The organism is Desulfovulcanus ferrireducens (genome assembly GCF_018704065.1).
GTDB lineage: Bacteria > Desulfobacterota > Desulfovibrionia > Desulfovibrionales > Desulfonatronovibrionaceae > Desulfovulcanus > Desulfovulcanus ferrireducens.
Window position 1 is genome coordinate 31,854 of record NZ_JAGUQP010000018.1, and the last position, 23,624, is coordinate 55,477.

The following is a 23,624-nucleotide window of genomic DNA, read 5'->3' on the forward strand; positions in this document are numbered from 1 at the left end:
ATGTATCTTCCCCTCATTCTTAATCCCGCCTTCTGCGAGTTGAAGTGAATAACCTCGGCGAACTCGAAAGACAGATAATTCGACTATCTCCTGAAGAGCAGCAAACTTAGACAGTATATTTTTTTTGTAGGTGTAACTGTTGTAATTGTTTGTATGGTTTGAAAAATTAAATCCACAAGTCCATCTCATCCTCGAGTATCTTCTGAGCAATTTTTTGCTCATCCGGATGGTAATCTCCAGCCTCAATCTTTTCTTTTAACTCCTGAATTTTTTCCAGACGTACTTCAGGACTTTGCTTGGCCGTATCAAGACCGGTCTTGTAAAGTTTGGCAGTTGAAGAGAGAGAAACTTTATCCTCAGTGGATATTGAATGTTGCTTTTTTGATAAGGGCTTTTCCTCTTTCTCGATTTTCGTTTGCTTGTAGGTTTGAATACCTGTTAAAATATTTTTTATTTCCATGAGTTATCTCCTTAAATATGATTAAACATTTAGGATTAAGGATTAAATGGTAAGAAAGAACTTTCTGTTTCTCAATCCCTTATAACATGGTTTCATTGACCTTAACCAAGGTAATTTCCCAGAGCTTGTTCAGAACCGCATCTTTTTCCTCGGGCTTTAATTCTTCCGGACCATGAGGACCTAGCTTCAAAATTTGCATTTCTTCTCCGGATGGAGGATAGCGAAAAATTAGTTTTTGTTGAAATTCTTTTTCTAGCTCAGACTTTATTTCTTGCACAACAGGATTATTGCTGTCAGAGGTTAGTAAGTTCTCTATTATTTCTCTGGATACCCTTTCCACCAGTTGTTTTCTTTTTGCTTCTTGTGAGATGGTTACGGAGTCCCCCCCTCCAGACTGTTGCAAGTATTTTTTTAGTCTGGCTATTCTTCGCCCATTGGTTAGTTGGCGATCATAGACGCGTATGACGCTTTTGACAAGAAAGGGGTTGATAGTCATGCTTTTCCTCTTCTATTCGTCTGTATCGGCAAGTTAGAAGAAAACTTTAGGGGAAAAAGGATTCTTGAGCGAAATTTATCTGCTCTCGCACCAAGTTCTTTTTACTTGAATGATTTGGCTTGATTAGCTAAAGTTCTCATATGTACAATCATTTTAAAAATATAGTCATCATTACCAAGGCACAAAATAAGGATGCCCTCTCTTTGGCTTTGCAGATTGAGGCCTGGCTGATGGCCAGGAATCTTAAATCCTGGACACTGGATAATCAAGTTCAAAGTACTATAATCGATATAGGTTCGTTAAAGCCGGATCTGATTTTAGTTCTGGGGGGAGATGGGACTATTTTAAGTGTGGCCAGGAAGATCACTACCTCTGATGTTCCTTTTTTGGGTGTTAATTTAGGTCAGGTGGGTTTTTTAGCCGAGATTTCGCCCGTCAATTGGCAGGAACAATTGGAAATTATTCTAGGTGGAACTTACCGTATTTCCGAACGACTGGTTTTAAGTTTTAAGGTAATTCGTCAGGGAAAAGTGTTTAAAGAAGGTCAGGCCATAAATGATTTGGTCGTTCATCGGGGAGGCCTGGCCAGGTTGATTAATCTGGACCTGACCTTGGGCAGTCAAAAGTTCGGGCATCTTCGAGCGGACGGAATTATATTCGCAACTCCTACAGGCTCTACGGCATATTCTGTCTCAGCCGGCGGTCCTCTTGTGTATCCGGAACTCGATGCCTTTGTTGTCACTCCGATTTGTCCTTTTTTGCAAAATTTCAGGCCCTTGGTTTTGCCTGGCCGGGAAAGGGCCCGCATCTACATTCAGGATATAGATCCGGAAATAATGTTAACTGTTGACGGGCAAGCCGGCTATAGCCTGAATTTTGGTGATGTCGTGGAAATAGAAAAGTCAGAAAAGAGATTTAAACTGATCAGCCCTGAGAATGTTGATTTTGTCCAGAAGCTGGTCGAAAGAAAATTTCTAAACAGGGGGTAGGTCTTGCCCAATTTGCCTAAAATTTCATCGGTCTTAGAACTTTACTATGGCCGAGACCCTTATCTTGATGCCTGGCTGCTTCATTTCATGACCGAAAATAACATTGAGCATTTGGCCAACCCGCGTGAGAATGCTTCCCCGGAACAAATGCGATTTATGGTCGATCTTGATGAGAACCAAGTGTTTGCGCCGTGTAGTGATTGGATGTTGAAGAACCTGTTAATGTCCAAAATGACAGAGGAATTGCGGCTGGAATACCGTTCCAAGTGGCGCCAATTGGTAACCTTGATCAAAGATTTTACCGGTGATGAGTATATTAAAAAAAAGGTACTGGCCTTATGTAGGCATAAATTCCAAAAAGTATTTAAATCGCCGTTTGTTATTCCTTCCAGGTTAATAAAAAGGCTTTTGACAATTTTTTTAAGTCAGACTGCTCAGCAGGATCCATTTGAGGCCCGGAAAAGAGAATTCAATAAAAGGGCCAAAAGAGTTGTAGAAAGCCCTCTATTCTTTCGTTTTTTAAGTGCCTGCCCCAGTTCCACTATGGGGTGTCAGCGTATTCAGGACCTGAGATGGGAACTGGATCTTTTGGAGTTGAAAAGACTTTTTTGCCTCTCTACATGGGATGCTATCTGGAAAAACGAACATTTTGCCCCGGAAACTAACTTGGTTAATGGTGAATTGGCTAAAATTTGGGATGAATTTGATCAGGTCATGACCAAGCTTATGGGGCCGGGCATAAAAACAGAACTGAAAATATTGTATCTGCCCAACAGTGCGGGGGGAATTCTCTTCGACATCATGGTTATCAAATCTTTGATCAGACAGGGGCATAAAGTCATATTGGCATTAAAAGAAGGTTTTTACTATGACTATCCTGTTTTCTGGGATTATGAAAATGATCCTATTCTTGCCGAGGAACTGAAAGGGGCTACTTTCCTGGAGAATCACCAGGTATCCAAAAGAGAGCTACTCAAGGCCCTCAGGGAAAATGATTTGGTGGTTATCTCTGACGGAACCAGGGAAAGATTGAACCTCTGCCGCACTAGTGTCACTTTTGCACGGGCCTGGAAGGAATCTGACCTCATCTTTGCCAAGGGCGAAGGCAACTTTCGGCGTCTCATTATGACTTCACACAAGTTTACACGGGATATTCTGGCTTTTTACCGAGATAAACAGGGTCAGTTACATTTTGCCTTCAAAGAAAAGAGCCCTCGGGTGCGTAAGGTTACGGAAAAGGAGATTTTAGCCAAGGCTGAAGAGATCAAGCGACAGATGAGAGAAGCCAAGGCCAATGGCCAAAAGGTCATGTTTTATAGCGCTATTGTTGGCAGTATCCCGGGGCAGACTAAGGTGGCCATAAATATTCTAAATCGTTTTGTGGATTATTTGCGCTCGCGTCTGGATGGCACTTTTATTATCAATCCAGCCGAACATTTTGAGCCGGGCCTGGATGGGGATGACTTGATGTATATGTGGGAGATTGTTCAGCGCAGCGGGTTGATTGATGTGTGGAGGTTCCAGACCGTGGCCGATATAGAGAAGAGTTTTGAACTCATGGGCCAAAAAGTTCCGCCTATCTGGGCAGGGAAAGATGCTACATTTTCTACCGGTTGCACTAAAGAGATGCAAATCGCCCTGGAGGAACAGCGCAAGTATCCGGAAATGCAGATAATTGGGCCAAGTCCGGAAAAGTTTTTCCGCCGTAGAGAGTATGGGGTCGGTAAGTTTTTTGATGCCAGTATTGAGAGGTAAAAAGGAGAGCAGGTAAAAGGCAAAAAGACTAAAAGGTAGAAAAGGTTAAAGAGTCTGTGGCCAAACCTTGCTTAAGAGGACAAATTTTCATAATTTTTTTCAATCCTGATTTCTAATCTGGTAGTCAAAATGGTGTTGAGCCATAGACTCTAAATAGGAGAAGACCAGGGGCATGTATTGTTTCTGTAAGTTGCGACTCACAAAACTATATCTTTGCTGCTTTCTTTTAATTCTGGTTTGGGGCTGTGCTCCTAAGGCGCCGGAGAAGCCTTATTTTGATTATGTGCAGGGAAGAAAGATAGTATCCAGGTTGCCACGTTTGCCTATTGGGCAAGAATTGCGATCATGGCAGGAACTTAAGCCGAGTATTCAAAGAAGTTTGGAGTTTGTGCGTCGTAAAAATGGCTCTGAGGTGGTTTTGAAACGACCGGACTTAACCCTTACTTGGCAGGATTTGCAGGAGACACTGGAACTACTCCTTGAACTCCTGCCCCGCCTGGATCAAGACCCAAAGATTTTAAGCGACTTTTTTGATTTTTATGAGCTAAAACCGGATGTTTTGCTTACAGGCTATTATGAACCGTGGCTGGAAGGCTCGCTTGAACCATCTCCTGAATATCCCTATCCTGTTTACGCCTGTCCGGATGATTTGAAAGTAGTGGACCTGGGTCTGTTTCATCCACGCTGGCAGGGGCAGCGTTTAGTGTATCGCCTGGATAATGGGGAGATAAAGCCGTATTATTCCAGAGCGGAAATTGATGGACAGGGAGTTCTCGCTGGAAAGGGTCTAGAAATTGCCTGGGTTAAAGATAAAATAGCTCTTTTTTTTCTGCATATTCAGGGATCAGGGCGGCTAGTTTTACCGGACGGCCAGGTTAAGCATGTTCTATACGCAGGGAAGAATGGCCGGCCCTATGTATCATTAGGTCGAGTCTTGGCTGATAATGGTTATTTAAGTTTAGAGAATGTCAGTCTCCAATCAATAAGGAAATTTTTAAAGGAACATGCAGAAATTGCTGACGATCTTTTATATACTAATCCCAGTTATGTTTTTTTTCGTTTAGGTGATAATGGTCCCTTGGGTAGCATGGGTCAGCCGTTGACGCCGTGGGTGAGTGTGGCTAGTGATCATTCTTTTGTTCCTTTGGGGTCTGTCTTGTTTTTGCAGACTCGACTTCCGGTTGAGGAAGGTAGAGAAAAGGAATTTTCAGGTCTGGTTCTGGCTCAGGATAGGGGTGGAGCCATTAATGGTAACCACTTTGACCTTTTTTGCGGCTCGGGCAGTCGTGCAGAATATATGGCCGGACATTTAAAAAAGAGGGCGGAAATTTTTCTATTGGTAAGAAAAAAATAGATGAATCTGTGGCCAAACCTTACATAAATAGAGGAAAAATTTTCATAATTTTTTTCAATCCTGATTTCTTTCATGCTGGTGCAAATGTCTGGAACCATCTATAGCTTGCTTGCGGACAGAGCATAATGGTACATTTAGGATAAATGAATATTATTTTTATTATCGATAGTTATGGTAAATAGTCCCGGATATTCAGTTTTGTCACCCCGATGCTCTGCTTATCCGCAAGCTTCGTCAAGATGGTTTGTCCAGCCCTTTGCAATGCTTTCAAGAAACCAGGATTTCTAATCTGGCAGTCAAAATGGGGTTTGGCCACAGATTCAGAAGCGCGAGACGGGAATTATAAAGATTATGCATGAAATAATCAGCAAAGACTCTCTTAAAAATCTCCTTCGTGATTGCTGGAGCCTACAATTAAAAAAAGTGACAGAATGGCATCAGAACGAGCCGGGATTGTTTTTAGACGAATTGGATGACCAAAGTGATTTGAGAGATATAGTTCTGGCCCAGCATTTGTGCAATTTTAAATTGTGGCATGTGGAGGATAAGGCCAGAAGGACAGACGTCAGCCCTGAGGTCATTGCCAATTGTAAAAGAGAAATTGATGGGTTAAACCAGCAGCGCAATGATCTTATTGAGAAGATGGATGCCTGGTTAGTACAAAGGATAGAAACCATACTGCCAAAAGAGGCGAAAACGAGATACAATACTGAAACCATTGGCTCTGCCCTGGACAGGATGTCGATTTTAAGCTTGAAAATTTATCATATGCAGGAGCAGACACAGCGTCAGGACGTTGACAAGGAGCATATTACCCGTTGCCGAGAAAAACTTGTCACTTTGTGGGAACAGCACGAAGATCTGGGGCAAAGTATTCTGGATTTGATCGAAGAATATGCTTTGGGATTAAAAAGACCCAAAGTTTATTTTCAGTTTAAAATGTATAATGATCCAAAGCTTAATCCTGAATTATATAGTAGGTCTAAGGGATAAGGATTAAGGTGTAAATTTGAAAAATGGAGTGTTATAAATGCCTGAATATGAGAGTGTAATTGGGTTGGAGGTCCATGCCCAACTAAAAACCAAAAGTAAAATTTTTTGTTCATGTTCCACAGAGTTCGGTAAGGATCCCAATGAGAATACCTGTCCGGTATGTATGGGTATGCCCGGGGTGTTGCCGGTACTGAATAAAAGGGCGGTGGAATATGCCGTTAAGATGGCATTGGCCGTGAATTGTAAGGTTAACAAAAAGTCAATTTTTGCCCGCAAAAATTATTTTTATCCGGATTTACCCAAAGGTTATCAGATTTCACAATACGAACTGCCTGTGGCTGAGCATGGCTATATTACTATTCAAGTGGGTGGAAAGGAAAAGAAAATCGGCATCACCCGGATTCATATGGAGGAAGACGCGGGCAAATCAGTTCACTCGTCAGCGGAAAATGTTAGTTTTGTGGATTTGAACCGCACAGGAGTACCCTTGATTGAGATTGTTTCTGAACCGGATATTCGCAGCCCGGAGGAAGCTGTAGCTTACTTAAAGGCCCTGCGTAGTATTTTGGTCTATTTAGATATCTGCGATGGAAACATGGAAGAGGGCAGTTTCCGCTGCGATGCCAATGTTTCTATTCGGCCCAAAGGGCAGAAAGAGTTCGGGACCAGGACTGAACTCAAGAATATGAATTCATTTCGTCACGTGCAGCGGGCTTTAGAATATGAGATAGAGCGTCAGATTGACCTGGTCGAAGATGGTGACAAAGTGGTTCAGGAAACCAGGCTCTATGATGCAGATAAAAATATTACCAAGCCCATGCGTGGTAAAGAAGAGGCCCATGATTATCGTTACTTCCCGGATCCTGATCTGGTACCATTGGTGCTGAAAGATGAGTGGATTGAGGCCTGGCAACAAGAGCTTCCGGAATTACCTGCTGCCAAACAGGACAGGTTTGTTCAGGAATACGATTTGCCGGTTTATGATGCGGAGGTGTTAACTGCGGAGAGAGATCTGGCAGATTTTTTTGAACAGACAGTAAAAATTTACAACCAGCCCAAAAAAATCAGCAACTGGATTATGGGCGAAGTCTTGCGCGAACTTAACGAGGCCAAAATAAATATTAGCCAGACTAAATTCAGACCGGAGAATTTGGCCAAACTGATAAAAATAATTGATGATGGTTTGATTAGCGGTAAAATCGGGAAGAGCATTTTCTCCGAAATTTTTAATACGGGTCAGGATCCCGAAGAATATGTTCGCGCCAAGGGCATGGTTCAGATCTCTGATAGCAGTGCTTTGGAACAGGTAGTGGAAGAGGTTTTGGCCAGTTTGCCCAGCGAAGTTGAGAGGTATAAGAGCGGTCAGACCAAGTTGCTCGGTTTTTTTGTTGGTCAAGTGATGAAAAAGACAAAAGGCCAGGCCAATCCAGGTTTGGTGAATAAAATTTTGAGAGAAAAGTTGAGTTAATTTATGAACCACATTTACTTCGACCCAGAAAAGAATGCCCTGGTCCTGCTCGATCAGCGCTGTTTACCTTTAAAGGAGGAGTGGTTTCTCTGCACTAACCTGGAAGATGTAATTTATGCCTTGAAAGAGATGGTCGTTCGAGGAGCACCGGCCATTGGGGTTACAGCGGCTTTTGGTTGTTATTTGTTGGCCCGGGAAGCGGCTGCCGCTGGAGACTGGAAGGCTAAAATAGACCAGGGGCTGAACGAATTATCGCAGGCCAGGCCCACAGCCGTTAATTTAGTTTGGGCTGTGGATTTTATGCGTTCGTCCTGGGAGAAGAGCCAAATCAATTCTCCTGTGGAACTTGCTCATTTGTGGCTTGAGCTGGCCCGGAAAATTCTAGCTGAAGATATAAGTATAAATAGAAAAATGGGTCGGTTTGGTGCGGAGCTGCTACATGATGGAGATGTGGTTATGACTCATTGCAATGCCGGAAGCCTGGCCACGGGTGGATATGGCACGGCCCTAGGAGTTATTCGGGCAGCTATCGAGGCTGGAAAAAAAATTGAGGTCATTGCCAATGAGACAAGGCCTTTTTTGCAGGGGGCAAGGCTTACGGCTTATGAGCTCAAGCAAGATGGTATTCCGGTTAAAGTGGCTTGCGATAATGCCGCGGCCTTACTTATGCGTAAAGGCTTGGTGAACAAGGTCATTGTGGGCGCAGACCGTATTGCCAGAAACGGCGATGTGGCCAATAAGATTGGCACATATGGAGTAGCTCTTCTGGCTAAGGCCCACAATATTCCGTTTTATGTGGCCGCACCAATGTCTACCATTGACCCAAAAACTCCAACCGGTGATGACATTACTATTGAAAAGAGACCGGCCAGTGAAGTAACCCATATCAATGGTCAAGCTGTTGTTCCGCCGGGGGTAGAGGTGTTTAACTTTGCCTTTGATATAACCCCAAACGAGCTTATAAGTGCTATTATTACAGAAAAGGGAGTGTTTAGGCCTCCATATAGTTTTGAGTCGTAATTCACGATTCATGAAAAAATGTGGCAAAGCAATTGTATTGTGTCTAAAGAGTCTGTGGTCAAATCTTACTCAAATGGATATTTTTTTATTATCGATAGTTATGGCGGCTAGTACCAGATATTCAGCTTTGTCACCTCGATGCTCTGCTTATCCGCAAGCTTCGCCAGGATGGCTTGCTCAACCCTTTGCAATGTTTTCAAGAAACCGGGCTTTCTAATCTGGTAGTCAAAATGGGGTTTGGCCATAGATTCTGAATAGAAACCTGAATCCGTAGAAAGTGAGCAAATTTTGTTTATTGACAACTAGCAATCCGGAAATTTTGTCAAACAGGCGAAAAAACTCCCTCGAAGGCAGCCTGAATTAAAGTTTTAACACGATTAGTTGGATTTATGGGGCTATATTTTCAGGTTTTTAAGCAAATTTTGGAGCTAACGACTTAAAAAGATTTTAATTAAGGTTGCCTAACTCGGTCAGACAGTTTTCTCTGTTTTGCAAAAGCCTCGGGTTGTTACAGAAGTCGTTGTTGGGTTAACCTTCACGGATCCGGGTAGAAATTAAAACCAAATTTGGATTTTGTATAAGTAACTCAACTTTTTGAGTTAATTTGCGAGCGCATTTTCTTCAATGCTGACAAAGACTTGGACACATCTAAGGCTTGCTTGCGGGCTGTGCATAATGGGGTTAGTCAATGGAATATTACTTAATGCCTTTTCTTATGATGGGTTTCGAAAGTTCGGTGGAATAACCTTCCTATGCACAGCACTTCCGCAATCTTCGCCAAGATGTGTTACCCAACCCGTTTGTAATGCATTTCAGAAAATGCACTCTTCAATTGTGTAGTAATTTGAGGATGTTAATCGTGTCAGAAAGTTGAGTAAGTAAATAATTATATCATTATTAATTTTAGGAGGAAATATGGCCTTAGATGAAAGAATTGTTACCGAAGCTATTATCACTAAATATTTTGAAAAGTTCAAAGAATGCCTGGACCTGGATGTGGCTATTGTCGGAGCCGGACCTTCAGGTATGACTGCTGCCTATAAGCTGGCTGAAAATGGACATAAGGTTGCCATTTTTGAGCGCAAGTTGTCCATTGGCGGTGGCATGTGGGGCGGAGGAATGACCTTTAATTATATCGTGGTTCAGGAAGAGAGTCGAAGAATTTTAGAAGAAGTTGGCCTGACTTTAGAAGAATTCAAGCCAGGTTATTATACTGTGGATGCCGTGGCAGCCACAACTACTTTGGCTTCAAAGGCCTGTCTTGCCGGTGCCAAAGTTTTTAACTGTATGAGTGTCGAAGATGTAGTGGTTAGAGAAGAAAACGGGCAAAAAAGGGTTTGTGGTTTGGTTATAAATTCCAGCCCCGTGGAAATCGCCGGTTTACACGTAGACCCTCTGGTCATTCATTCCAAGTTTGTAATCGAGGCAACAGGCCATGACACAGAGCTTTTACAGACCTTGCTCAGGAAAAATGATCTCAAGCTTCTCACTCCTTCAGGCAAGATTGAGGGTGAAAAATCCATGTGGGCCGAAGTTGCAGAAACTAACACGGTCAAGAATACTCGAGAAGTTTTCCCAGGTGTATATGTATGTGGAATGGCAGCCAACGCCAGCTTTGGTTCTTATCGTATGGGTCCTATCTTTGGTGGAATGCTTCTGTCCGGGGAGAAGGTGGCCAAAGAGATTGATGCCCGTTTAAAAGGCTAAGAGCCTAATAAGCAGGTTAAAAGGCAAAAGGTTAAGAGTATTAAGTTGTTAAAAGTTAGAATGCAACGTCAACTTACTCTTAACCTTTTTTAGATAAACTTTAGATCAGACAGGGTGGGTAAACGTGCTTCCTTTTGTAGTTATTGCTGGTCGTCCCAATGTGGGCAAGTCCACTCTTTTTAATCGTCTGATCGGTAAGAATAAGGCCCTGACTCACGATCGTCCAGGTGTTACCCGTGACCGCATCTATGGTGAGGTGCGCAGAGGAGGAACACCATTTGCTCTGGTCGATACGGGTGGTCTTATTCTGGATGCTGATGAGGGGATAGAAAAAGAAATTTTGGCCCAGGCCCAGGAGGCCATTGAGGCTGCCGACTTGGTTTTGTTGGTAGTGGATGGCCGGGAAGGGATAAATCCCCTGGATGAGCAACTGGCTGAAATGCTCAGGCAGAGCAACAAGCCCATCCATCTGGTGGTGAACAAGGTGGATGGGCTAGAAAAAGAAGATGCTCTGGTGCCTGAGTTTTATGAACTAGGATTTGACTTGACCCCGGTATCAGCAGCGCATGGACATAATATTACCGGGCTTATTGAGGAAATTCGAGCCAAATTGCCTCCAATAGAAAGGGAGCAGGAAGTTCAGGACAAAGCTCCTGGTCTTCGTCTAAGCTTACTTGGCCGCCCCAATGTGGGTAAGTCCTCCATGATTAATGCTTTAGTGGGAGAAAACAGGCTCATTGTCAGTCCCGTGGCCGGTACAACCAGGGACAGTGTTGATGTGACATTGGAAAAGGATGGAAAACTTTATACATTTGTGGACACTGCTGGGGTGCGCAAAAAGAGGCGAATTCGGGATAGTTTGGAACAGTTTAGTGTTTTGAGGGCTTTAAGGAGTAGCAAGAGGGCACAGGTGGTACTTTTGGTTCTGGATGCCCTGGAGGGAGTTCTGGCTCAGGATAAAAAGTTGCTTTCATTTCTGGATCGGGAGAAGACCCCGTTTATTGTGGTTGTAAATAAAATTGACCTCATCCCGCGGTCCAAGCTCGCTCAGCTTAAAGAATATTTCAGGCAGGAGCTTAGGTTTTGCAGTCACGCTCCTATAGTGTATACTTCCACAATTTCCAAGGCCGGTCTTGGGAGCCTACTGCCACTGGCCGAAAATCTGTGGGCTGAGTGCCAAAAAAGGGTAACTACCGGACTGTTGAACAGGTTAATCAAGGAGGCGACATACAGGCATCAGCCACCTTTGATTAAAGGCAAGCGGGCCAAATTTTATTATATGACACAGGCCGGGGTATGTCCTCCGGAGTTTGTTTTTTTTGTGAATAATAAAGAACTGGTAAAACCCACTTATGTCCGCTACCTGGAACGACAGATAAGAAAGCTTTTTGGTTTGAATATGGCGCCAATAAGGATGTATTTCAGGGATAAGGGGTAAAGGGAGAATCTCTTAGAGTTTATAGGAGGATGTGGGTCATGAGAGACAGTTATTTAATTAGAGTCCAGTCGGTTGTTTTCCTTTACCATTTATCCTTACCTATTAATCCATAATCCTTAATTCTAAAAAAATGGAGGTTATATGGTTCAAAAGGCCGATAAAATCTGGTTTGATGGCCAGCTAGTTCCTTGGGACGAAGCCAATGTGCATGTACTCACACATACCTTGCACTATGGCGTGGCTGTATTCGAAGGTATTCGCTGTTATAAGTGTACTGATGGTTCTTCTGCCGTTTTCCGTCTCAAAGAGCATGTGGATCGTTTTTTTGATTCGGCCAAGGCAGTGGAGATGAATATCCCGTTTACCCGGGAAGAAATTAGTGCGGCCATTCTAGAGACCTTAAAAGTGAACAGGCTGGAGCAAGGGTACATTCGTCCTTTGGCTTTCATTGGTGACGGGGCCATGGGAGTGCATCCAGGTGACAATCCTATAAGGGTGATAATTGCCACTTGGCCATGGGGAGCCTACCTGGGAGAGGAAGCTCTGCAAAAAGGCATTCGAATAAGAACCTCCAGTTTTACCAGGCACCATGTCAATGTCATGATGACCAAGGCTAAGGTAGCGGGCAATTATGTTAATTCTGTGCTGGCAAAAATGGAGGCTGTAGCTGATGGATACGACGAAGCCCTGATGCTGGATGTGGATGGATATGTCTCCGAAGCCACGGGCGAAAATATTTTTATCGTCAAAAAGAGTAAGCTAAAAACTCCGCCTCTTGGCTCTATTCTGGGTGGAATTACCAGAGACACCTTGATCACTCTGGCCAGGGACATGGGTTATGATGTTGTTGAACAAAGATTTACCCGTGATGAGCTTTATGCTGCCGATGAGGCCTTTTTCTGTGGTACGGCTGCAGAAGTGACACCTATTCGGGAAGTGGATCGCCGTGTGATAGGAGCTGGCAAGGCCGGGCCGGTGACTATGCTCTTGCAGAACGAATACTTTAAGATTGTTCATGGTGAAAATCTCAAATACGCTGGTTGGTTAACTTCTTATGAGCTTTAGATAAATGTCCAAGGTCAGTCTGACTGCTAAATACAGGCCCCAGACCTTCGCCCAGGTTGTAGGACAAGACTATATCAAGTCTATTTTGTCCCGTGCTTCCGCTGAGAGTAAAGTTGCTCCGGCATATTTGTTCAGCGGTACTAGGGGAGTTGGGAAAACTACTGTTGCGCGCATTTTTGCCAAGGCGATAAATTGTGAAGAGGGTCCGGGGCCTGAGCCATGTAATAAGTGTAGCCATTGTGTCCAGATTACAAAGGGAGTGGCAACTGATGTGCTGGAAATAGATGGCGCTTCCTATAATAGAGTTGACGACGTGCGCAAACTAAGGGAAGAAGTGCCATTTCCTCCCCTTAGCTGCCGGTATAAAGTGGTCATTATTGACGAAGCCCATATGCTTTCCAAGTCGGCCTTTAATGCCCTGCTAAAGACCCTGGAAGAGCCTCCCAAACATTGCGTATTTATCATGGCTACTACAGAGCCGGAGAAGTTCCCCATCACCATTATCAGCCGTTGTCAACACTATGTCTTTAAAAGAATTCCTCAAAATGAGCTCACCAGTCATCTACAATCGGTTCTTGAGGCAGAAGGTGTAGAATATGAATCTTACGCCATAAGTCTTATTGCTCGTCGAGGCGGGGGAAGTGTGCGTGACAGTATGTCCTTACTGGCCAAGGTCTTGGCCTTGGGAGAAAAAAAGCTCATGACCAAGGATGTGAGAAAAGTCCTTGGGTTGGCAGGTCAAGAGACTTTTTTTCAGGTCATTGAAGCCATTTATAATCAGGATTTGATACACCTGCACCAGATTGTTGAAGAACTGCAAAATCAGGGTTTGGACATAGGCTTTTTTTTGCGAGAGCTTGCTTTATGTTGGCGAAATCTGTTTTTATTGGCTAAAGGTGGACAGCAGGCCAAAAATATTATTGATCTTCCAGAAGAAGAGTTGGATGCCTGGATTGAGTGGGCGCAAAAGTTTCCTTTGTCCAGAATCCATGCCAGTTGGCAGATGGTTTTGGAAGGACAAAAGAATGTGCTTAAAAGTATGGAGCCAGGGCTTGCTCTTGAGCTTTTACTTTTAAACTTGGCTTACTTGCCGGATCTCTTGCCGATTGCCAAGGTACAGGGAGATTCCTGGAAATCGGATTCAAAATCCAATACTTCAGTCCGGCCAGGGCCTATTCAGGCCCCGGCTGCCTTGGGTAAAAAAGTGCAGGAGGATCCTGCATCATCAGTAGGGACAGAAAAAAAAACTCCAAAGTTTAAAAGCGAGAAAAAAGGCTACGTAAGTTCTAAAATTTCTGGCAAGTTAACTTCTTTCCCTGAAAATAATAGGCCTAAGGTTTCTGAATTAAAAGAGAGAGTGAGACAACATCCTGTGGTGCAGAAAGTTTTGGATGAGTTTAATGCTCGTATTGTTGATATAAGGTTTCGTGAACGCTAGGTTAATTGGTTGAATAGTTGAATGGGGAAAAAGGTAAAAAGAATAGGGTTAACTTTTTTATATCTTTAAGCCTTACACTTTTAAACCCCATACTGAGGAGGAAAATAATGAATGATTTAATCCGACAGGCTCAGATGATGCAGAAAAAGATGATGAAGATGCAGGAAGAGCTATCCAAAAAAGTTGTTGAAGCTTCTGCCGGAGGAGGCATGGTCACAGTCAAGGCGACTGGCGGTCAGGAAATCGTAGAAATCAAGATTGATCCCAGTGTAGTCGATCCGGATGATGTGGAGATGCTCCAGGATCTGGTGTTGGCTGCTACCAATGAGGCCTTGAAAACAGCCCGGGACATGGTTCAGTCAGAGATGTCTCAGCTTACCGGGGGGTTAAAGATTCCAGGATTATTTTAGGGGGAAAAGGTGACTAGCCTGCCTAAGCCACTGCAACTTGTTGTGGAACAACTATCTGCCTTGCCCGGGGTGGGCCCCAAAAGCGCCTTACGTATGGCCATGACAATATTGGCCTGGCCCAAAGACAAGGCCCAAAATTTGGGGCAATCTATTTATAATTTAAGGGATGCCCTGTGTATCTGCTCTAAGTGCGCAAGTCTTTCGGATTCAGATCCGTGTAAGATTTGTGCCGATCCTTTGCGCGAGGATGAAAGATTATGCCTTGTGGCTGAGTGGGATTCGGTTCTGGTCCTGGAAGAAGCCGGTTTTTTTAAAGGCAAGTACTTGGTTTTGGGAGGCCTTTTATCCCCCTTGGATGGAGTAGATGCACATAATCTTGAGTTAGAAAAGTTGAGAGCAAGACTTGCCGAGGGGGTGGTTGAGGAAGTTATTCTGGCCTTGGGAACAACTATGGAGGCAGAAGCAACCGCATCGTATGTCAAGAATATGGTCCAGAAAGAGTTTCCCAAGGTGGAGGTTACCAGGTTGGCCCAGGGAATTCCTCTGGGAGCTGAATTAAAATACATTGACAAAGAAACCTTGCGTCAATCTCTGCATTGGCGCCAGAGTTTTTGATACGTAAATGAGTTGGCATTCATCCAATACTCTATCCATTCACTCACCACAGATATACTTATAAATTAACCTTTGACACCAATAACACTAAACTCAACAAACGCATATGCAGGAGGAGGTTATGATTGAGACAAGAATCCATGGACGCGGCGGACAGGGAGGAGTGACCTCGGCTGAACTTTTGGCGAAAGGAGCCATTGATAAGGGTAAATTTGCCCAGGCTTTTCCCAGTTTTGGCCCTGAACGGAGGGGAGCTCCTGTACAGGCCTTTGTCCGTGTTTCTGATGAGAGAATAAAGCTCAGGGAAAAGATTTACGAGCCTAATATTGTCCTGGTTTTGGACCCGAGCTTACTAGATATAGGTAATGTCGCCGAGGGCCTAAAGAGTGACGGCTTGGTTGTGGTTAATTCATCAGAATCAGCCCAGGCAATTAAAGATAAATATGGATTTCCAAAAGTAGCTCAAGTGGATGCGACCAAGATTGCCTTGGAAGAGCTTGGTGTGCCCATCACCAACACGACCATGCTTGGTGCATTGCTTAAAGCTGCAGGTATATTGGACGTTAAAGACTTGCAGGGTGTAATTGAAGAAAGATTTGGACCGAAACTTGGGCCAAAGAATTTTGCTGCCTTGGAAAGGGCGTATGAAGAAACAGCAATAGTTTAAGTCTTAAGTGCAACTAATGACTTTTTTGTACCTACCTGTTGTTGTGGTCAATCATGTATTGTTATCAAGGTCATGAAAAAAGCCGGTCTTGAAAAAGGCCGGCTTTTAATTGATTCCTGAAAAATATCACGAACTCTCTATGCGCTAGTTTGTCACGCTTTCTTTATACCCTCTAGAAGTTCTTCAATAAGATCTTTTACCTTAACGATCTTTTCAGACCGATAGGTATTGCTGCCAGCAAAGGCAAAGCCTTCATCTAATTTACCTTGTTGGGCATTGATTAAGGCTAAAGAAATACAATAGGGTGATTTCTTGGGCTTACATGTTTTTATACAGTGATGAGGACATTTAAAAGGCACCTTTTCTCCCCGTTCCACTGCCTCTAAAAACTTATTTTTTACTGCCCGTCCGGGAAGCCCAACCGGACTTTTGATAAAAACAATGTCTTCTTTTTTGGCTCTCAGATGTTCCTTTTTAAAACCTTCCGAGGCATCACATTCTTCGGTAACAACAAAACGTGTTGCCATTTGGACCCCGCTTGCCCCAAGGTTTAGAAATCGGGCAATATCTTCACCGGAATAAACTCCTCCTGCAACAATCAGTGGGATAGGTTTGCCCGCCTTTTGAGCATAGGGGGTTATGGCCTGAAGAGTTTCTAAAACCAGCTGTTCCAGTCTGTATTTTTTGTTGGTCAGCTCTTCTAAAGAGAAACCGAGGTGTCCACCTGCTTTTGGGCCTTCCAAGACAAAAGCGTCGGGCAGATAATTATAACTTCGAAGCCATTTCTTGCATAAAATGTCGGCTGCCCGAGCTGAAGAAATGATAGGAACTAGAGCGGTTTTGTTCCCCGGGTACTTTTCTTTGAGTTTTGGTAAATTAAGTGGAAGTCCGGCTCCGGAGAAAATAATGTCAGCTCCAGCTTCAAAAGAAGCAGTCACCAAATCTTCATAATCACTCAACGCTACCATGATATTGACGCCAATAATTCCGCCAGGGGCCAGATTACGTGCCAGTGTGATTTCTTCTTTTAAAGTGCGAATGTTGGCCAACTGGGGATGTTTGTCAAAGTCGGGTGCTAAAAAACCCACGGCAGCGGCTGCTATTACACCGATCCCACCCATTTTAGCTACTGCGCTGGCTAAAGAATGGAGAGACACCCCTACTCCCATTCCTCCCTGAATTATAGGCACTTCTGCTTCATGAACGCCTATTTTTAACTTTGGAATAAGCATTGCTAATCTCGTTCTCCTTCATCCAAAAATTTCGTTTCTGTTTAAAACAGAAAACTCATTATTATGTTAAAAAAGTAAAAATTTCGAATTTGGCTCAATAATCTTTTTGAGCATATTTAACAAGTCCTAAAAACAGAAAATCAGGCCACTGTTGTTATCGAAACTAATAGACTGAAATAATTAATTTAACGTCATCAAATATATACAACTATTTGGTTTGACCTCCCTATCCATTTAACTCTAATGATCTTTCCCTCACGACACACTGGCTTTTTTCTGCTTCTCAATGGCCTTTTCCAAAGAACTGGCTACTTCCTGAGGGTCAAGGTTTTCGCCGGCTTCATAAAGGGCCAAAGTAACATTTATCTCTCTTTGAATTAAGGGCTGATTGATGTTGAAATAGGATTTCCACATCTTAACCGCATCTTTTAAATTTCCTTCTCGGGCAAAAGAAAGTCCCATATGTAGCACGGCAAAATTGTCCTTGGGCCTTATCTCCAAAACCTTATGCCAAAAATTCCTGGCCGTGCTCATTTCATTAAGACGAAAATAACAATAACCTGCTTTTTGCAAGGCTTCTAAATGGTCAGGCTCCTTTTCAAGGTATTGTGAGTAAAGTTTGGCTGCACGGACATAATCACACTGCTTCAAAGCCTGATCAGCCTCGATCAGTTCCGGGCTAAGCCCTGAGGCTTGATCGTCTTCCAGATGTTCAAACTTTATTCGTTTTATAACTCCTCGTAGAAAACCTCGACGAGAGACTTTTTTTTGCTTGCCGGTGGCCATAGTGTTGCTTGATTGGTTTGGTTAAGTTGTTGAGTGAGTTATTTGTTGGGTTGGTGAGTAGGCTGGTTAAACCGAACCCAACTCCTGACCCGGAAAACAAAATTAGTTTTAGGCATAATTAAAACTTATATATCCTGCGCCAATCTGTACAGGGCATTGACCACGGCAGCGGCTACAGGGCTTCCACCTTTAGGCCCTTCATTAGTAATATAAATCAGGTCGCTGTCCATGAGTGCTCGCTTAGACTGGGCCGCACCCACGAAACCTACGGGTAAAGCTACTACCAATGCCGGCTGAGGCCCTCCTTTGGCGCAGATATCCAGAAGTTTCCACAGTGCTGTTGGGGCATTGCCAATGACTACCAATGCCCCGTCTAAATTAGGGAGCAAATTTTCAAAGGCCAAGGCAGCCCTGGTTGTATTTTCTTTTCTGGCCCTGGCTAACACATCAGGATCATCTATGGCACAATAGACATTGTCCAACTTGGTCAGAGCGGTTCTGACCATCTGGACATCGCAGATAATCTTTCTTTGTTCTCTTATACATCTAATGCCCTGTTCAATGGCCAGAGGGTGGAATCTCAGTGAATGGACAAATGAGAAATCAGCACTGGCATGAACCACACGGGCGGCAACTTGTTTTTGCTCTTTGTCTAAGTGTGACCATATACCTTGGTTTAGAATAAAATCCAAGCTTTTCTGCTCAATATTTTCTCCCGAAAAAAACTTATCTTCCTCTGTATAAGACCAAATTCGTTCATAAATAATTTCCTCAACCAGGGGTTCATTTTCTAAAGTGGCCAAAAGCCTAAATTCTACTCCGGAATATTTTTGCCTTAAATTTTGGAGCATAGCCGGAATATCTTTTTCCACGTGGTTGCCGTTATATAAGAAATAGGGGAAAATTATTATTTCTCTACAACCCTGTTCAATGAGTTCCCTGGTTTTTTCCTCAAGCGTGGGCTGACCCAGAGAAAAAAAAGCTGGTTCCACACGGGCCTTGCCTATGCGCCGGGCTATTCTTCTAACCATGCGAGTAAAGCTCTCGCTCACAGCGCCGCGCCTGCTTCCATGCCCCAAGATGATAATTCCTTTTGTCATTAACATTCCTTTATTTTTTGTACAAAATATTTGGCAACCTCAGGTTTATGCCCGAAATACAGGTGCACATAACTGGCTAAAATATTTTTTGTATAGATTCCTAATGTGTAAAGCTTTTGTCCAGCGGCATTTTTTACAGCAAATACATTAATCCAGCGGGAGTTGCCATGAACAGGTTCAATCTCTGAATAATGGAATTCGTGTCCGCGAAGGGTCAAGTCTTTTTCCCCGAGGAAGGTATCTTTTAAAAATTTTACTTCAACATACCCCAGCCTTTTTCTGGTCCGGAGCATTCTGGCATTGAAAGGAATAAGCCCAAGCATAGGATATGTTTTATTGTCTACGGTCTCTATTTGCTGACATAAATACATAAGCCCGCCGCATTCAGCATAAATTTTGCCGCCCAAGGCAGCGTGAGTGCGGATACTTTCTACCATGCCTTGGTTTTGAGCCAGTTCTTTCGCCCAAAGTTCCGGATAGCCTCCGCCCAGATAAATAGCATCTAAGTTGGGAGGCAAGTGGTCATCCTTGAGTGGAGAAAAAAATACGAGCTGTGCACCAGCCATTTCTAATATGTCCAGGTTCGCCTGATAGTAAAAATTGAATGCATCATCCAGGGCTATGCCCAGGCGTACTTTTTTTTGAGGACTGATTATATTCTTTGCAGTTCCGGGAAGCGTTTGATGATGAGTCTTGCGGTCATAACCAGCCAGGCGCAAAATTTCATCTAGCTGAAGAAACTCTCTTGCTGCCTGGGCCCAATTTTCAATTTCATCCTTATTCATCTGGCTGGCACCTACGCTAGATAGCCCTAAGTGTCTGGATTTAAGTGTAGGGAGGCTTCCTTTGGGAATGGCCCCTACCAAAGGCGGCAGGTGAGCGCTTTTTAATGCTTTTTCCAATATTTTTTTATGTCTTTCGGAACTACAGCCATTGGCAATGACCCCAGAGATGTTCTGTCCAGCTTGCTCAAAACTACAATATCCTTTGACCAGTGCGGCAAAACTTCTGGCCATGGCTTTTGCCTGACAAACGAGGATAACCGGGGAATTCAGTACTTGGGCCACATGAGCGGTAGATGCAAAAGACGAATCTGCCATGCAACCGTCATAATAGCCCATCACCCCTTCAATCAGGGCCACCCCATGTCTCTGTGCAACGAGCTGTTCAATATGCGTCTTGTCGCTCATCCACAAATCCAAGTTGTAACAGGACCTGTCACTGAGCTTGGTCAGATACATGGGATCCAGATAATCCGGCCCAACTTTAAAAGGGCTGACAGCAACTCCCATGGCTCTAAGACCAGCAGCTAAGGCCAGGCAGATAGAAGTTTTACCAGCTCCGCTGTTTGTTCCGGCAATGACTATCATAATTTAATTGTGAGTTTTGAGTAATGAAGTTCAAGAAGATTACTATTCTTTTCCAACCTCCACAACCCAAATTTTCTTTGTCCGGGCGTTTTCTTCATAACTCAAGATTTTGACCTTAAGACCCTGTGGACCAACCTCGTTTTGGCTACCAGATTAGAAATCAGGATTGAAAAAAATATGAAAAGTTGCCCTCTTAAGTAAGGTTGGGCCACAGGATCTTAAAATGTCTTAAGAACTTGTAGCCAAACCTTTTTATAAACTTAATTTCCATGGTTTATTCTAGTCTTGATTTCTTTCATGCTGGTACAAAGACTTGGACCTGTTCTCAAAACTTGCTTGCGGACAGAGCATAATGGGATGTTTTAGGTAAACAAATATTCTTTTTATTATCGATAGTTATGGTCAATATCGCAAAATATTTAGCTCATTCATGCCGATGCTCTGTTTTCCCGCAAGCAAAGTTCAAGATTGGGTTACCCAAGCCGTTTGTAATGCATTTCAGAAACCAAGACTTTCAATCAGCGGTTAAAATGGGGTTTGGCCACAGACTCTTAAATCATAACCAGACAAAAAATAGCGTTCAGTAACACTTTTAGTAAAAAACATTCAAAAAAATACCGCTGTTTTTGCCTAAAAAAAGTGCCTAAATTTCAAAACCTCGGTTGCGATCTGTTTATAAACATGTCATTATAAATAAAAATGATTAACGGGAATATTTATTGGGTTTTTTAATCGGAGCTGTTAATCTATTATGGAAAGCCTCTGTATGCTTAGAGGAAAAACTATTGGATATAACAGATAATTTCCTAAGGAGGAGTTTATGGCAGAAGCAGCACTGAAGTTAGACGCAGAGCCTAAAACCACCTTTATGGATAAGGTCAAAGAGATCTTGCCTGAACAAGGGCATCTGAATCTTTGCCTTACCTGTGGTGCCTGCTCTGCTGGTTGTCCCGCCAGTGGCCTTGAGGGAATGGACCCCAGAAAATTTTTACGCATGGCTGCCTTAGGGCTTGATAAAGAAGTCACCTCCACCCCATGGGTATGGATGTGCACCATGTGTCGTCGTTGTGTTCACGCCTGTCCCATGAACATTGATATCCCCCAGTTGGTCTTTTACGGACGCCAAAGCTGGCCCAGAGAAAAGAGGCCCAAAGGGATTATTGGGTCCTGCGATCAGGGGCTGGCAACAGAAGGCAACAGTGCCATGGGAGCTCGTTCTGAGGACTTTAAATTTGTTGTCGAAGACGTTTTAGAGGAAGTCCGCGAGGAGCAAAAAGGGTTTGAAAATTTACAAGCACCCATTAACAAAAAAGGCGCTACTTTTTTTCTCAATCAGAATTCCAGAGAGCCAGTGACCGAACCTGATGAAATGGTCCCATTGTGGAAAATTTTGCATATTGTAGGCGCTGACTGGACTTATAGCACAAAGGGTTGGGCTGCTGAGAACTACTGCTTGTTTGCTGCCGATGATGAAGCCTGGGAAAAGATTGTGCGCAATAAAGTTGAAGCTGTGGAGGAGCTGGGTTGTAAAATCTGGCTCAATACGGAGTGAGGACACGAATTCTTTGCAGTCCGGGCCGGATTGCAGAAATTCAACATCAAAGCTAACTTTGAGCTCGACAGCATTATTCGTTGGTATGCCATCTGGATCAGAGAAGGCAAGCTTCCGGTTAACTCTGACTGGAATAAAGATCTGAAGATCAAGTTTACCGTTCAGGATCCCTGCCAGTTAGTACGTAAGTCTTTGGGTGACCCCATTGCCGAGGATTTGCGCTTTGTAGTTAAGTCAGTTGTTGGGGAAGAAAACTTTGTGGAAATGTATCCCAACAAATCCAACAACTTCTGCTGTGGTGGCGGTGGTGGCTACCTGCAATCAGGTTTCCCTGAACAACGTAGGAAATATGGCAAGGTTAAATTCGATCAAATTAAGGCTACCGGAGCACAGTATTGTATTACTCCATGCCACAACTGCCATTCTCAGATTCATGATCTGAGCGAATACTACAATGGTGGCTGGCATAGCGTGCATTTGTGGACCTTGATCTGTCTCTCCCTGGGCATACTCGGTCCCAACGAACGAGAATACTTAGGTCCCGATCTGAAGGAAGTCGGCCTGTAAATATCCGGTTACCATAAAAGCAAACTAAAACCCCGCCTTAAGGCGGGGTTTTTTTATGGACACACCGGATAAATCAGATTAAAAAAGATCCTTGTGTCTCGCCTCAAAATATCTACATCCTTCAGCCTTTATGTCCTTTTGCTTATGGGCCTTAGCCTGATCAGTATCTTGGGAGCCATCTATCTCGGCCCCTTGTCCATACCATGGTCTAAAGTATCTTCCTGTCTCTGGCACGTGGGAGTACAAGACTCTGTTGCCCCACGAGAACTGTGCGACCCGAACCTTTCACTGATTATTTGGCATCTACGTATGCCTCGGGCTATTTTGGCCTTTCTTGTCGGTTCCAGTTTGGCCCTCTCCGGCGCAGTCTTTCAGGGTCTTCTGCAAAATCACCTGGCAGATCCTTTTACCATAGGCGTATCCACTGGCTCTGCTTTTGGAGCCAGCCTGGCCATTTTTTTTGGGTTGACCTCACTTTTTGGGCCGGTGACTCTGCCCATTTTTGCCTTATGCGGGGCCGGGCTTGCTCTGACCATAGTCCTTGGTCTGGGCTACAGGGGAGGTAAACTTAGCAAAGAATCCTTGGTCCTGGCCGGAATAGTGGTGGCTACATTTTTATCAGCTTTAATTTCTCTGCTGAAATCTCTGGATGAAGAATCCGTAGCCGGTATAGTCTTCTGGATCATGGGCAGCTTTCAAGGCCGCTCCTGGGAACATGTATCCATTTTTCTTCCTTACTATATTCCGGCCTGCCTCATAATTCTTTTCTGGGCCAGGGAGCTGGATATATTAAGTCTGGGCGACATCCATGCCAAGACGTTAGGACTTAATCCCAATAGAGTCAGGCTTTTTCTTCTTGCTGGAGCGAGCCTCCTTACTGGGGCGGCCGTATCAGTATCCGGTGTGATTGGTTTTGTGGGGCTGATCATTCCACATTTAATCCGGTTGTCCATAGGCAGCAACCATAAAAAACTGCTTCCACTGTCAGCTCTTTTGGGGGGTAACTTGATGATCTGGGCAGATATTCTGGCCAGAACTATCTTGTCAGGTGGAGAGGAATTGCCAGTAGGCGTACTAACTGCCCTCCTTGGTGGGCCGTTTTTTTGTCTGCTATTAGTTAAAAAGTTTAAGGCATAGAAAGT

At 43.8% G+C, this 23,624-nt stretch carries 22 protein-coding genes; 15 read left to right on the forward strand and 7 right to left on the reverse strand.

Translation table 11 applies throughout. The features are described 5' to 3' along the window. Positions 1-166: 166 nt before the first annotated feature. Complete coding sequence (flgM, locus tag KFV02_RS07570; protein WP_252380941.1) at positions 167-460, reverse strand: flagellar biosynthesis anti-sigma factor FlgM; 294 nt, start codon at positions 458-460, stop codon at positions 167-169. Between the two features lie 79 nt (positions 461-539). Next, entirely contained in the window at positions 540-956 is a 417-nt protein-coding gene (locus KFV02_RS07575) for a DVU0524 family FlgM-associated protein (protein WP_252380942.1), read from the reverse strand. 140 nt (positions 957-1,096) lie between these two features. Here KFV02_RS07575 and KFV02_RS07580 point away from each other — a divergent pair, with 140 nt between their 5' ends. The 6 genes from KFV02_RS07580 to mtnA all read left to right on the forward strand — a co-directional run bounded on the left by KFV02_RS07580 (position 1,097) and on the right by mtnA (position 8,535). After that, on the forward strand, positions 1,097-1,945 hold the full coding sequence (locus tag KFV02_RS07580) for an NAD(+)/NADH kinase (RefSeq protein ID WP_252380943.1): 849 nt from the start codon (positions 1,097-1,099) through the stop codon (positions 1,943-1,945). Positions 1,946-1,948: 3 nt separating this feature from the next. After that, a complete protein-coding gene (locus KFV02_RS07585) occupies positions 1,949-3,700 on the forward strand; it encodes an ARMT1-like domain-containing protein (protein WP_252380944.1) in 1,752 nt (583 codons plus the stop codon). 172 nt (positions 3,701-3,872) lie between these two features. Then, positions 3,873-5,054: a murein transglycosylase A gene (gene mltA, locus KFV02_RS07590; RefSeq protein WP_252380945.1), complete on the forward strand. Its 1,182-nt coding sequence runs from the start codon at positions 3,873-3,875 to the stop codon at positions 5,052-5,054. Between the two features lie 351 nt (positions 5,055-5,405). Further along, a complete protein-coding gene (locus KFV02_RS07595) occupies positions 5,406-6,047 on the forward strand; it encodes a DUF4254 domain-containing protein (RefSeq protein ID WP_252380946.1) in 642 nt (213 codons plus the stop codon). A gap of 37 nt (positions 6,048-6,084) precedes the next feature. Further along, a complete protein-coding gene (gene gatB / locus KFV02_RS07600) occupies positions 6,085-7,515 on the forward strand; it encodes an Asp-tRNA(Asn)/Glu-tRNA(Gln) amidotransferase subunit GatB (protein WP_252380947.1) in 1,431 nt (476 codons plus the stop codon). A 3-nt stretch (positions 7,516-7,518) separates the two neighbouring features. After that, positions 7,519-8,535, forward strand: coding sequence for an S-methyl-5-thioribose-1-phosphate isomerase (gene mtnA / locus KFV02_RS07605; protein ID WP_252380948.1), 1,017 nt, complete (start codon positions 7,519-7,521; stop codon positions 8,533-8,535). A 107-nt stretch (positions 8,536-8,642) separates the two neighbouring features. Here mtnA and KFV02_RS07610 read toward each other — a convergent pair whose 3' ends face one another. Beyond that, positions 8,643-8,780 (reverse strand): hypothetical protein, encoded by a 138-nt coding sequence (locus KFV02_RS07610; RefSeq protein WP_252380949.1) that lies wholly within the window; start codon positions 8,778-8,780, stop codon positions 8,643-8,645. Positions 8,781-9,450: 670 nt separating this feature from the next. On the opposite strand from KFV02_RS07610, the gene KFV02_RS07615 reads away from it, so the two are divergent. The 7 genes from KFV02_RS07615 to KFV02_RS07645 all read left to right on the forward strand — a co-directional run bounded on the left by KFV02_RS07615 (position 9,451) and on the right by KFV02_RS07645 (position 15,875). Next, the gene (locus KFV02_RS07615; RefSeq protein ID WP_252380950.1) at positions 9,451-10,242 is read left to right on the forward strand and encodes a sulfide-dependent adenosine diphosphate thiazole synthase; all 792 of its coding nucleotides are present in this window, start codon (positions 9,451-9,453) and stop codon (positions 10,240-10,242) included. A 124-nt stretch (positions 10,243-10,366) separates the two neighbouring features. Then, positions 10,367-11,680, forward strand: a complete 1,314-nt coding sequence (der, locus tag KFV02_RS07620; protein ID WP_252380951.1) for a ribosome biogenesis GTPase Der — start codon at positions 10,367-10,369, stop codon at positions 11,678-11,680. 141 nt (positions 11,681-11,821) lie between these two features. After that, a complete protein-coding gene (locus tag KFV02_RS07625) occupies positions 11,822-12,745 on the forward strand; it encodes a branched-chain amino acid transaminase (RefSeq protein ID WP_252380952.1) in 924 nt (307 codons plus the stop codon). 4 nt (positions 12,746-12,749) lie between these two features. Then, the gene (gene dnaX / locus KFV02_RS07630) at positions 12,750-14,183 is read left to right on the forward strand and encodes a DNA polymerase III subunit gamma/tau (RefSeq protein ID WP_252380953.1); all 1,434 of its coding nucleotides are present in this window, start codon (positions 12,750-12,752) and stop codon (positions 14,181-14,183) included. A 107-nt stretch (positions 14,184-14,290) separates the two neighbouring features. Next, entirely contained in the window at positions 14,291-14,593 is a 303-nt protein-coding gene (locus tag KFV02_RS07635) for a YbaB/EbfC family nucleoid-associated protein (protein ID WP_252380954.1), read from the forward strand. Between the two features lie 9 nt (positions 14,594-14,602). Further along, positions 14,603-15,208 (forward strand): recombination mediator RecR, encoded by a 606-nt coding sequence (recR, locus tag KFV02_RS07640; protein ID WP_252380955.1) that lies wholly within the window; start codon positions 14,603-14,605, stop codon positions 15,206-15,208. 121 nt (positions 15,209-15,329) lie between these two features. Then, entirely contained in the window at positions 15,330-15,875 is a 546-nt protein-coding gene (locus KFV02_RS07645; RefSeq protein ID WP_252380956.1) for a pyruvate ferredoxin oxidoreductase subunit gamma, read from the forward strand. A gap of 152 nt (positions 15,876-16,027) precedes the next feature. Here the strand turns inward: KFV02_RS07645 and KFV02_RS07650 are convergent, their stop codons facing one another. The 4 genes from KFV02_RS07650 to KFV02_RS07665 all read right to left on the reverse strand — a co-directional run bounded on the left by KFV02_RS07650 (position 16,028) and on the right by KFV02_RS07665 (position 20,363). Next, positions 16,028-17,107: an NAD(P)H-dependent flavin oxidoreductase gene (locus tag KFV02_RS07650; protein ID WP_252380957.1), complete on the reverse strand. Its 1,080-nt coding sequence runs from the start codon at positions 17,105-17,107 to the stop codon at positions 16,028-16,030. Positions 17,108-17,362: 255 nt separating this feature from the next. Then, positions 17,363-17,893, reverse strand: a complete 531-nt coding sequence (locus tag KFV02_RS07655) for a tetratricopeptide repeat protein (RefSeq protein ID WP_252380958.1) — start codon at positions 17,891-17,893, stop codon at positions 17,363-17,365. Between the two features lie 125 nt (positions 17,894-18,018). After that, complete coding sequence (locus KFV02_RS07660) at positions 18,019-18,993, reverse strand: precorrin-8X methylmutase (protein WP_252380959.1); 975 nt, start codon at positions 18,991-18,993, stop codon at positions 18,019-18,021. Continuing rightward, on the reverse strand, positions 18,993-20,363 hold the full coding sequence (locus KFV02_RS07665; RefSeq protein WP_252380960.1) for a cobyrinic acid a,c-diamide synthase CobB: 1,371 nt from the start codon (positions 20,361-20,363) through the stop codon (positions 18,993-18,995). The genes KFV02_RS07660 and KFV02_RS07665 overlap by 1 nt, the downstream gene beginning before the upstream one ends. Before the next feature lie 820 nt (positions 20,364-21,183). On the opposite strand from KFV02_RS07665, the gene KFV02_RS07670 reads away from it, so the two are divergent. Then, the gene (locus KFV02_RS07670) at positions 21,184-22,482 is read left to right on the forward strand and encodes a (Fe-S)-binding protein (RefSeq protein ID WP_252380961.1); all 1,299 of its coding nucleotides are present in this window, start codon (positions 21,184-21,186) and stop codon (positions 22,480-22,482) included. Between the two features lie 93 nt (positions 22,483-22,575). Further along, complete coding sequence (locus tag KFV02_RS07675; protein ID WP_252380962.1) at positions 22,576-23,619, forward strand: FecCD family ABC transporter permease; 1,044 nt, start codon at positions 22,576-22,578, stop codon at positions 23,617-23,619. The last annotated feature ends 5 nt before the right edge of the window (positions 23,620-23,624 follow it).